The 9562-nt window shown below is 67.9% G+C and carries 12 protein-coding genes and 1 tRNA gene; 5 read left to right on the top strand and 8 right to left on the bottom strand.

Annotation, left to right across the window (positions count from 1 at the left end; translation table 11 throughout):
• A partial coding sequence (locus Q0319_RS14830) for an AraC family transcriptional regulator (protein ID WP_299453886.1) occupies nt 1–626 on the top strand: 626 nt, incomplete at its 5' end.
• A gap of 38 nt (nt 627–664) precedes the next feature.
• On the opposite strand, the gene Q0319_RS14825 is transcribed toward Q0319_RS14830, so the two are convergent.
• The 5 genes from Q0319_RS14825 to Q0319_RS14805 are packed head-to-tail and all read right to left on the bottom strand — an operon-like array spanning nt 665 to nt 4373.
• Complete coding sequence (locus tag Q0319_RS14825; protein WP_299453883.1) at nt 665–1138, bottom strand: GNAT family N-acetyltransferase; 474 nt, start codon at nt 1136–1138, stop codon at nt 665–667.
• Complete coding sequence (locus Q0319_RS14820) at nt 1135–1617, bottom strand: hypothetical protein (RefSeq protein ID WP_299453880.1); 483 nt, start codon at nt 1615–1617, stop codon at nt 1135–1137. Before Q0319_RS14820 ends, Q0319_RS14825 begins: the two co-directional genes overlap by 4 nt.
• Nucleotides 1618–1669: 52 nt before the next feature.
• Nucleotides 1670–1984, bottom strand: coding sequence for a LysE family transporter (locus tag Q0319_RS14815; RefSeq protein ID WP_299453877.1), 315 nt, complete (start codon nt 1982–1984; stop codon nt 1670–1672).
• Nucleotides 1985–2013: 29 nt separating this feature from the next.
• Nucleotides 2014–2823 carry a CPBP family glutamic-type intramembrane protease gene (locus tag Q0319_RS14810; RefSeq protein ID WP_299453874.1) on the bottom strand — a complete coding sequence of 270 codons (810 nt, stop codon included), beginning with the start codon at nt 2821–2823 and terminating at the stop codon, nt 2014–2016.
• Nucleotides 2811–4373, bottom strand: a complete 1563-nt coding sequence (locus Q0319_RS14805; protein ID WP_299453871.1) for an MFS transporter — start codon at nt 4371–4373, stop codon at nt 2811–2813. The genes Q0319_RS14810 and Q0319_RS14805 overlap by 13 nt, the downstream gene beginning before the upstream one ends.
• 42 nt (nt 4374–4415) lie before the next feature.
• Between Q0319_RS14805 and Q0319_RS14800 the strand changes: the two genes are divergently transcribed.
• A complete protein-coding gene (locus Q0319_RS14800; RefSeq protein ID WP_051282525.1) occupies nt 4416–5036 on the top strand; it encodes a TetR/AcrR family transcriptional regulator in 621 nt (206 codons plus the stop codon).
• Nucleotides 5037–5174: 138 nt separating this feature from the next.
• On the opposite strand, the gene Q0319_RS14795 is transcribed toward Q0319_RS14800, so the two are convergent.
• Both Q0319_RS14795 and Q0319_RS14790 read right to left on the bottom strand, forming a co-directional pair.
• Nucleotides 5175–6053 carry an ImmA/IrrE family metallo-endopeptidase gene (locus Q0319_RS14795; RefSeq protein ID WP_299453864.1) on the bottom strand — a complete coding sequence of 293 codons (879 nt, stop codon included), beginning with the start codon at nt 6051–6053 and terminating at the stop codon, nt 5175–5177.
• Nucleotides 6050–6397 carry a helix-turn-helix transcriptional regulator gene (locus Q0319_RS14790; RefSeq protein WP_017365788.1) on the bottom strand — a complete coding sequence of 116 codons (348 nt, stop codon included), beginning with the start codon at nt 6395–6397 and terminating at the stop codon, nt 6050–6052. Before Q0319_RS14790 ends, Q0319_RS14795 begins: the two co-directional genes overlap by 4 nt.
• Nucleotides 6398–6641: 244 nt before the next feature.
• Here Q0319_RS14790 and Q0319_RS14785 point away from each other — a divergent pair, with 244 nt between their 5' ends.
• From Q0319_RS14785 to Q0319_RS14775, 3 genes are all read left to right on the top strand, one after another.
• A complete protein-coding gene (locus Q0319_RS14785) occupies nt 6642–7877 on the top strand; it encodes a hypothetical protein (protein WP_028769798.1) in 1236 nt (411 codons plus the stop codon).
• 1 nt (nt 7878) lies between these two features.
• Entirely contained in the window at nt 7879–8874 is a 996-nt protein-coding gene (locus Q0319_RS14780; RefSeq protein ID WP_299453845.1) for a hypothetical protein, read from the top strand.
• 87 nt (nt 8875–8961) lie between these two features.
• Nucleotides 8962–9192 carry a DUF2188 domain-containing protein gene (locus tag Q0319_RS14775; RefSeq protein ID WP_299453842.1) on the top strand — a complete coding sequence of 77 codons (231 nt, stop codon included), beginning with the start codon at nt 8962–8964 and terminating at the stop codon, nt 9190–9192.
• Nucleotides 9193–9485: 293 nt separating this feature from the next.
• On the opposite strand, the gene Q0319_RS14770 is transcribed toward Q0319_RS14775, so the two are convergent.
• Nucleotides 9486–9561: transfer RNA gene (locus Q0319_RS14770), tRNA-Phe, on the bottom strand.
• Nucleotide 9562: the final 1 nt, after the last annotated feature.

Below are 9562 nucleotides of genomic sequence, written 5' to 3'. Positions count from 1 at the left end.
CTCACACCGGCCGAGTACCGTCAACAAGCCGCCGGAAACTCTACTTTTACCGTGTCTACTTGACGGGGGAGCTTACGTCCCACGGCCCGTTTGCGGGCTGGAGTCTGTACGTCGTGCCTGCGGCCTGCGCGGCGCTGCCGCCGGCGCCGTGCGTCGTCTGCCCTTCGGCCTTGCTGCGCGAGGGGATGGCGCGTCTGGCCGCTTGGCCAGCGACAGGGCCAGATGCGCGCCGGCAACGCCTGGAGGCGGTGATGTTCGATGAACTCGCGGCGCTGGCGCCAGTGGCTTGGGAGCTGCCCATGCCTTCGGAACGGCGGCTGCGGCGCATCGCCCAAGCGCTGTGCGACCACCCAGCCAATGGGCGATCGCTGCCCGAGTGGGCCCGGCGGGCGGGGCTGTCGCCGCGTTCGGTGTCGCGCCATTTCGTGGCAGAGACGGGCTTGAGCTTCACCGCCTGGCGGCAACGTGTGCGCCTGATGCGGGCCTTGCAATGGCTGGCCGAAGGCAAGCCGGTCGCCGTCACCGCCTGGGACCTCGGCTACGAGAACCCCAGCGCCTTCATCGCGTTGTTCCGGCGTGCCTTTGGCATGACGCCGGGGCAGTATCTGGCCGACAAGGCGCCTTGACGCAAAGCGCCTGAAACACCCCGGCCCCGTGGTGTGGTTCACTGGGGCCTACGCCACCCGAAGGTCCAGAAGGGATCATCGGCGCTGGGCGCTAGCAGCCGCTGCCAGCCCAGGGCGTCGAAAAAGGCTTGGGCGCCGGGGTTGTCATCGGCCACATAGGCGCGCCAGTTCGGGCGCTGCTGCATGGCCGGCAGGGCCAGCAAGCCTAGCAGGGCCTTGCGGCCCCAGCCCTGGCCGCGGCGGGCCGGATCGACGGCCAGATCGCTGATCACCCAGGCCTCATGCTCCGGGTCCAGGCTCAGGCCCACCACGGCCACCAACGCCTCGCCTGCCAGCGCCGCCCATTGCTCGCCTTCGGTGTCGGTCAGCACATGGGCCAGCCACTCGTCGTCCATCGGGCCCAGATGCTGGTCGAGCAGCGCATCGGCATACCAGTGTCGGTAAGTGGCAAAGTCCTCGGCGACGAAGCGCCGCAGATGCAAAGGGGGTTCGTGGGGCGTGCGTTCCATCATGCTGCGATGCCGATCTGGATTTCGATGCGGTTGTCTGGCGCTTCAGGCCCGCGCCAGACGTGATAGACCTCGCGGCTCTCGCCGCTGGTGCGCAAGCCGGCTTCGGCGATGGCACGCAGCAGCGGTTGGTAGCCGTGGGTGAACAGTTCGGCCAGGGGCCCCACGTACTCGGTGCGGGCGCACGACAGCGGCGGCAGGACGGTCAGTTCGGTCTGGCCGCTGGGCACGTGGGGCTCGTCCGTCGGCGTGCCTTGGGCATCCGCGACCGGCAGGCAGGCCGCCCAGTCGAACGGGGTTTCGGCATCGTTCGGCAAGCCTTGGGCGGTGAAGATGGGCGGGCCGCCGATCGCAAGGCTGCTGGCTTGGGCGTGGGTCTCCAACTCGGCGCACAGCGGGCCGGCGACGGCGGCGATTTCGGGCAAACACAGGCGCTGCGAGCGGCGCAGCACGCGAACGGCAGGGGTCAGGTGCAGGTCCATGAGGAGCTCCAGAGGCGTGGCAGGTGCACTGCCGATGTCGATGGGGTTTGCGTCATCGTCGTGTCCAGGCCAGTCGCGCGCCCAGCAGCACGAACGCGGCCGCGAAACTGCGCCGCAGCCAGCGCAGCACGGCGGGGCGTTGCAACACCCGGTCGCGCATCTGCGCGACAAAGACGCCGTAGAGTGCAAACACCGCGAATGTCAGCGCCATGAACACGAGCGATAGCCGGATCATCGCGGCGGCCGGTTGGCTCGACGTAGTGTCGACGAACTGCGGCAAAAAGGCGTGGAAGAAGATCGACAGCTTGGGGTTGAGCACATTGGCCCACAGGGCATGGCCGATCCATTGCGAATGGGTTCTCGACATGCGAGAAGTGTCTAACAACAAAAACCGCTTCAAGCCATCACGAGCACCCCGAGCCCGACTTGCACCGCCCACAAGCCCAGGTGTGACGCCGCGTGCGCGGCCATGGCCGCTTCCAGATGGTGGCGCCAGAACAGCCAGCCGATCACCACGCCGCCCACGCCATTGAGCACCAAAGTGCGTGCGACCAGCGCCGCATTCAGCTCGACCTGGGCCGCCAGTGCCGGCAGGTGAGCGGCTCCGAATGCCAGGGCCGACAGACCGATGGCAAGCCCGATCGCCCATCCGCGGCGCTGCGGCCCCATGAGCCGCAGCAGGGTCCAGGCCAAGGCGCTCATCAAACCCCAGCGGGCGATGACCTCCTCGGCAAGTCCTCCATAGAGCAGGCCCTGCGCCAGCGTCGTTGCGCGGGGCGCGACGGCAGGCGTCTGCACCCAGGCTTGCCAGGCCTCGCCCAGCCAAGGCGTCCAGAGCCGATCGAGCGCCCCCACCGCCACGCCCACTGCGAGCCCCCAGCCCAGGGCTTGCAGCCACGTTTGCGGCTTTGAGAGGCGTGTGTCCGTGCCCGCCACCAAGCTGCCCAGCCCGACCCGATGGGCGCAGACCGCACCGAGCGCGGCGGCGGCCAACACCAGCAACAGTGGGTTGAGCGCCAGCACTGCGCGTTGCACCCAGGCCGGCAGGGCCGCCAACGCAGGCGCGGCAGCCAGCACCGCCGCCGGGGATGGGGAGAGCAGCAGGCCCGTGACACCCAACACGCCGAGGCTGGCGACCGCCAAAAACCGACGCGTGCCCGTGGCTTGTGGGCTGCGCCCGGAAGCGAGGGCATTCAGGCTTGGCACGAGTCTTCTCCTGCGTGCGTGTGAGGGCAGGGGCGCCGGCGTTGCTGCCAAGCCAGTGCCGCTACCGCGATGAAAGCGAGCAGCAGACCGGCGACGGCCAGCCCCATGACGCCCGCCACGCCGGCATCGAATGCCTGACGAGCGGCGTGAATGAGTCGTTCGGCTTGCTCCGGGGGCAAGCGCTCCGCCATGCGCAGCGCTTCGTCCATGCCCGAGCGGGCCGCGTCGATCCTGGGCAGCCCCGTCGGCCATTGCCAATGACGCGTGTACAGCGCGGCCACCACGGTGCCCAGCACCGCCACCCCCAAGGCCCCACCGAGTTCATACGAGACCTCCTCCAGAGAAGCGGCCATGCCGGCACGATGGGGCGGCGCCTGCTCGATGATGGTGTGCGAGGCCGAAGTCATCGCTCCGCCAAAGCCCAATCCCAAGACGACGAGGCTCAGCAGCAGTTCCGTGTGCCGATCGAGCGTCATCCAGACCGCAGCCACACCGGCGGCGGTGACGAACAGGGCGCCAGCCATCATGGGCAGCGCGCCGACATGGCGGATGGTCCAGCCTGTCAGCGGACCCGCGGCGAATGCGCCGATGGCCAAAGGCAGCATCCAGTAAGCGGCGTGCAGCGGCGTCATGCCGAGCACGAGCTGCAAGCGCTGCGCGAACACGAGCTCGATGCCCACGAGCGCGATCGATGCGACGACCGCCACCGCCACTCCGGTCACGAACAGGGGCCGCCGGAACAAGGCCAGATCGAGCAGTGGCGCGACGCTTCGCCGCTGCCGGCGGACGAACATCAGCCCCGCGACGGCGGCGATCAGGGCGGCGGCCAAGGTGCCGGTCCAGGACGCATCGCGTGTGCCGAGATGCTTGATCGCCCAGGCCAAGGCCACCGGCGCCACCAGGGCTTGCAGTGAGCCGATCGCGTCCCAGCGCCGAGTGGCATCGCCGGGACGCGAGGGCACTAGCCACGCGCCCAGCAACAGCGCGAGCGCGGCGATCGGGACGTTGATGAGAAAGACCGATCCCCACCAGAAGGACGACAGCAACACCCCGCCGAGCACGGGACCCAACGCGGCGCCGCCACTGGCCACCGCGGCCCAGATGCCAATCGCCAAGCTGCGCTCGTCATCGCGCTCGAAGGTATGGCGGATGATGGCCAGCGTGGCCGGCATCATCATGGCGGCGCCCACGGCAAGGGCCACCCGGGCGCCGATCAAGACTGTCGCCGTCGGCGCGAATGCGGCGGCGAGCGAAGCCAGCGCGAACACCACCAAGCCGCCGAGAAACAGCCGCTTGTGGCCCCAGCGGTCGCCCAGGGTGCCCGCCCCCAACAGCAGTCCGGCCATGGTCAGGGAGTACGCGTTGACGATCCATAATTTCTCGGCGCCGGACGCTTGCAGGTCGTGCGTCAGGCGCGGCAGCGCGGTGTAGAGGACCGTCATGTCGATCACGATCAGCAACAGCGCCGTCGAGACGATGCCCAGCACGGTCCAGCGTTGTGGGCGAGTCGGTTGCGGGGCAGGAGTGGCGAGTGTCGATTCAGGGGTCATGGGCACATTTTAAATACAAACGTATTTATTTAAAATCGCCCTATGGGACGCCCGAAATCCATCGACCGTGACGCAGTGCTGGACTTGGCCGAGGCCATCGTGCGCACGCAGGGTGCGGCAGGCCTCACCATCGAGGCCGTGGCGCAGGCGGCGGGTATCAGCAAGGGCGGTGTGCAATCGTGCTTTGGCACCAAGGCCGCTTTGATCGACGCGCTGTTCGAGCGCTTTGGACAGGCTTACGAGGCACGTTATCAAGCGCTGGTGGATCACGACCCGACGCCGCTGGCCAAGGTGCGGGCGCATGTGGAGGCCACTTTTTGCTCGGACGAAATGTCCAGCGCCAAGGCGGCGGGCTTGTTGGCTGCGTTGCTGCAATCGCCGCAGGACCTGGACAGCACCCGGGCGTGGTATCAGGAGCGGCTGGCGGGCTTGAGTCTCGACGATCCCGAACAGCGGCAAGCCTGGCTGGCCTTCTTGGCCACCGAAGGCGCATTCATGTTGCGTTACTTCGGGCTGGTGCCGATGGATGAATCTCGATGGCGCGTGCTGCACGCCGCCGTGCGGGATGCGTGTCCGTCAGGACCAGGCGATTCGATCGGTCAGGCACAAACGCCCCATCGTCCCACCCGCAAAGCGCCCAGCCGGAACAAGCGCAGCCGGTAGGTCCTGCTCTGGCATGGGGCAGATCAGACCACGATCATCGGCCGCCGGCGCACCATTCACAGGCTCGACCGCGCGAACAGCGACAGCACCTGCGACGCGCTCTTCGCGATGCACCACACCCGTATTTCCATCGTCTCATCACAGATCCTCTCGCCACTCCCGATCCCACCCCCGCGGCTCGGCGCTCTCCAGCAGCAGCAGGGTCAATACCCGATCCTTCGCGCCGTAGCTGTGCTTGAACTCGCGCAGCTTCATGTAGGGTGCCTCCTCCGGACACCAGATCGCGGCGGACATCTCCACCCCCTCCCATGCCTGCACGACGCTCGCGTCGGCGGCGAGCGTGCCGGGCAGGGGCTCTTGCGGATCGTCGGTACGGCGGATGCGCGCCCGGGTCTTCACGGCACTGCTGCTGCGCCACTCGTACTTCGCAAAGCCGTTGTCCCAGTAGAGCAGGATCGCGCGCTCGCCGGTGTACTTGATGAAGCGGATGCACAGCGCCTCGAACGAGACTTGGAAGCGCTGGGCAATCGCGCTGAGCACGTGCAGATCGATGCGCCGGTTCGCCGTCCATCGTCGCAGCAGGTCGCCGGGCATCAGCAAGTTGGCGGCGAAGTCGTCGGCCTCGCGCTCGATCTGGCGCATGGTTTCGTGACTCGAGTAGACGCTCTCCTTGTCGCAGCCAAAGCGCGGCTGCCGGTCGCGGTGCAGCACGAAATGCCCGAGCTCGTGCGCGATGGTGAAGCGCTGGCGCTCGGGGCTGACGCTGCCGTTGTAGGCGATGCCCCAGACGGCGGGGTCGGTGGGATCGCGCGCCAGCATCCCTTCGAAGGCCGCGTCGTCGAACGGCACCGGCGGGCGGATTTCGCGCACCCCTACCCCGAAGGGGGTGGCGGGCAGCATCTGCCGCACGACCTCGAGATCGACCGCCTCCGGCACCGGCCCTTGGTACCAGGCCCGAAGCCAGTGATGCAGCTTGCTGGCGGCAATCGACCCGGTGAGCGGCTGCGCCGAAGTCATCCCTTGGGCTCCGGCAGGTCCTTGTCCGGGAAGATGAGCTTCAAGGCCTGGCGCACGCGGGCCTTCTCGTCCTCGCGCATGCCGGCGTAGGCCCGGAAGAAGGCCACATCCTCGGGGCTGGCCTCGGGCGCTGCGGGCAGGGGCTCGCCCATGATGTCCTCCATGGTCACGCCCAGCACCTTGGCCAGCGCCTGCACGCGCTCGGCCGAGGGGCGCTGCCCCTCTTTCATCTCCAGTTCCCAGATGTAGGCCTTGGTACAGCCGACCGCGTCGGCCACCTGCTGCAAGGTCAGTTTCTTCGCCTCGCGAAATCGCCGCAGGCGAGATCCGAATGTGGAAGCCATGGCGATGTCCTGTCTCGAATCACGGGAAGTGTTGGAATGCGGTCGGACAGTATAGCCCTGTGATACCAAAGGCCGCCAGATGTGCCATGCAGTTTGACAAGCAGGCCAGGCAGGGACACAATCGCGCTGTATCACGCTGCCTTACTTTTGTGTGATTCGAGTTCAGTCAGCTGTCGCCGGCCCGCGCGCCGAACCCTCGGTCCGCAGACCTCCGACGCCACCTCAGGGAAAGGACCGAGACGCGATGAAGAAGACCTATGTCGACGTGCTGCTGGCGCTGCCGCCGGACGAGACCCTGCACCAGTTCCTCGCCAGCCACGGGCTGGCGGTGCCGCCTGCGCCCGAGCCGCAGGCGGACGGGCCACCCAATCGGGACGTGATCGAAGCCATCAAGGCCTGGGGCGACACGGCAGCGCGTGACCGGCTGACGGCCGAGCTGATGGCCAGCGTCGCACTCGGCGATGCCGCGGGCAGCCAGGCGATGTTCGAGGCCGCGCTGGCCGATCCGGCGGTGTTGACGGGACTCACCTTTTGTCAGAGCGACCTGCATCGGTCGTTTTGGCTGTACGTGCGGCACCGGGCGCTGTTCGAGCGCGCCAGCGATCTCGATTTCTGGGCGCACCACAGCGCCCAGGCGCAGCAGTTCGACCTGGGGGTGCGGTGCCGACCCATCGAGACGGACGCGGCCCTGGCCGGCTTGCGCCAGGCGATTTCGGCCTATTACCAGCGCGAGCGGCAGTGCGGCGAGGGGTGTGTGGCCTATCTGGTGACCCGGAGCCCCGGCATCCACCTGCTGACGGTGCACGTCAAGGACTTGGCCATGCTGCGGCTGGAGTTCGAGGGCGTGGTGTTGAAGCAGCGCGTGGGCAATCCCAACATCCACATGGTGCTGGAGTACGCCGAGGCCACGGGCGTGGTGCGCACCCTCGTGCGCGGCGGGCACAAGGTACAGCAGATGCTGGTGCAGGCCTTCGCCGAGCATGTGCTCGGGGTGCAGGCCACGCCCGAGCGCATCAAGGCCCCGGCGCTGGATCTGTCGGCGCTGCGCACGGGCTTCGACGTACCCGAAGTGTTCGAGGACGGCTTCTCGCTGGTGCAGCTGAAGTCGCTGGCGCTGCTGAGCCCGGACGGCGAACTCAAGATCGAGTGCACCGCCATGCAGGCCAGCCGCCACCGCTCGGTGCACGAGCTGCTACGCGAGCAACTGCCCGCGCCGCTGGAAGGCCGCTGGACGGTGCTGGCCGCCCAGATCAACCTGTACTACCCGCCAGAGCCGGGACGCACCCGCGCCCGCGTGGTGCCCATCGAGGTCACCAGCCGCGGGCGGCTCAACCTGCACCAGTTCGATCCCAGGCTGCAAGCGCAGCTGGAGCGCTACCTGGTGCGCATCGGCATCCTGCGCCCCGGCCAGACCCTGAGCGCGCAGGAGGCGCCCTTGTCCGCGGGCCCGGTGGGGGCGACGACGCCCGAGGAAGCGTGAGATGTCGGCGCACGAGGGCTGGCAGTTGCTCTGCCGGCTGTTCGCCGCTGGCACGCCGGTGCTGCGAGCCACCTTGTCGCCGGGCGAGGTGGCGCTGCTGCCGCACCTGGGCCGCGCGATCCAGGCGGCGGTGACCGATCAATCCTGTGTGCTGTGCCCGCATTGCGCGCTGCATCGGGCACCGGTGTTCGGCGACGGGCGCGGCGGTCGCTTGTGCCGCTGCCCGGACTGCGGGCCGGTGCCGGTTTCACCGCAGGACGGCACCGCGCTGCGGCTGAACGAGGACTGGCTACGCCAGAAGCTGCGCCTGGCCCTTGCGATCGACAGCCGAGACGGCATCGACGACCTTGGCGACGGCGTGTGGCGGCTGGGGGACTCCCGCCGATCGCCGGTGGTGCTGGCACGCGACATCGTTCGTCTGTGGCGCGAGCCGGCGCTGCTGCAGCGGGTGCGCGTGGCCGGTGGTGACGTTCGGGTGATCACGCCCAAGCCCCGCGAGACGCGCGGCGCGCCCTTCGGGCCGGGCGTGCAGTGGTGGGCGCTGGAAGATCGCTTCAACCTCTACGGTGGCGGCATCGCGTTCATCGGCCTGCCGGGGGAGTCGCCAGCCCCGCAGCCCCTGGATCCAGCAGCGCCCGTGCATGGGCCGTTCTCGGGGGATTTCCGCTGGGTGACCTTGACCGACTGGCCACACGGCCCGATCCGGCTGACCGACGCGCAGGCCGCGGTGTTCAAGGCCCTGTGGTCGTTCAAAGGCGACCCGCGCACGGCCGAGCAGGTCATGCGGCGTGCGGGGCTGGACAGCGCCAAGCCCATCGACGTGTTCAAGGTCAAGGCGCGCGACCGGGGCAAGGTCGAGGCCGAGGGGGCGCTGTTCGCCTACCGTGCCCTCGTGGTCACGCAGCGGCGTGCGGGCTTGTACTGGGTGCCATGCGCAGACCAACAAGCGCGGAGTCAATCTCTCACGACATCGAAGGTAGGGGAGGAACTCTCATGACGTGATCAAGACGGTCATTGCGCCAAGGCTCGCGCAGATCCAAGAGCTTATCCCTTCTCAACCATCTCAAACTGTGGAGTGCTTGAAATGAGCGGCAAAAACCAATGGGTAGTACCTGTCAACGGCGGGAAGCAGTGGGGCGTGCGCGGCCAAGGCAATGACCGCATCACCTCCGTCCACGACACGCAGCAAGAGGCGATCGAACGCGCACGCAACATTGCAATCAACCAGCGAAGCGAGCTGATCATCCAGCGGCGTGACGGGCAGATCCGCGAGCGCAACAGCTACGGGGACGACCCGTTCCCCCCGAAGGGTTGATTTGGGGCTGGCTAAGCGCGTTGCAGAACAGGACCAGTCGTCCAAGCGCGATGGACAACCGATCGCCGTGACGCACGTGCAACGCGTTGACGCACAAGGCCGTCTGCGTGTGCTTCCGCGAAGAAGTTGGCGCGGGTTTTGAGAGAACGGAGAGCGAAAGAGAGTCCAACCGGACGGCCCCCGAGCCTCATGGCACCGCGGCGTGGCACACGCAGATCGGCCCGCAGCCCCGCGTGGCGTCGCGGAAGGTAGAAACGAAAACGCCCAACCGGAGAGGGTTGGGCGTGGAATGGTGGTGGCCTGGGGCGGAATCGAACCACCGACACGCGGATTTTCAGTCCGCTGCTCTACCAACTGAGCTACCAGGCCG

The organism is uncultured Pigmentiphaga sp. (assembly GCF_937950555.1).
Taxonomy (GTDB): domain Bacteria; phylum Pseudomonadota; class Gammaproteobacteria; order Burkholderiales; family Burkholderiaceae_B; genus Pigmentiphaga.
The sequence above is the reverse complement of the archived record's forward strand: the minus strand, read 5'-3'. Positions and strand labels throughout refer to the sequence as shown.

Bases quoted from the DNA above. Each gene is read 5' to 3' on its own strand.
- Q0319_RS14825 (WP_299453883.1), bottom strand. From the start codon at position 1,138: ATGATGGAACGCACGCCCCACGAACCCCCTTTGCATCTGCGGCGCTTC.
- Q0319_RS14820 (WP_299453880.1), bottom strand. From the start codon at position 1,617: ATGGACCTGCACCTGACCCCTGCCGTTCGCGTGCTGCGCCGCTCGCAG.
- Q0319_RS14815 (WP_299453877.1), bottom strand. From the start codon at position 1,984: ATGTCGAGAACCCATTCGCAATGGATCGGCCATGCCCTGTGGGCCAAT.
- Q0319_RS14805 (WP_299453871.1), bottom strand. From the start codon at position 4,373: ATGACCCCTGAATCGACACTCGCCACTCCTGCCCCGCAACCGACTCGC.
- Q0319_RS14800 (WP_051282525.1), top strand. From the start codon at position 4,416: ATGGGACGCCCGAAATCCATCGACCGTGACGCAGTGCTGGACTTGGCC.
- Q0319_RS14795 (WP_299453864.1), bottom strand. From the start codon at position 6,053: ATGACTTCGGCGCAGCCGCTCACCGGGTCGATTGCCGCCAGCAAGCTG.
- Q0319_RS14790 (WP_017365788.1), bottom strand. From the start codon at position 6,397: ATGGCTTCCACATTCGGATCTCGCCTGCGGCGATTTCGCGAGGCGAAG.
- Q0319_RS14785 (WP_028769798.1), top strand. From the start codon at position 6,642: ATGAAGAAGACCTATGTCGACGTGCTGCTGGCGCTGCCGCCGGACGAG.
- Q0319_RS14780 (WP_299453845.1), top strand. From the start codon at position 7,879: ATGTCGGCGCACGAGGGCTGGCAGTTGCTCTGCCGGCTGTTCGCCGCT.
- Q0319_RS14775 (WP_299453842.1), top strand. From the start codon at position 8,962: ATGAGCGGCAAAAACCAATGGGTAGTACCTGTCAACGGCGGGAAGCAG.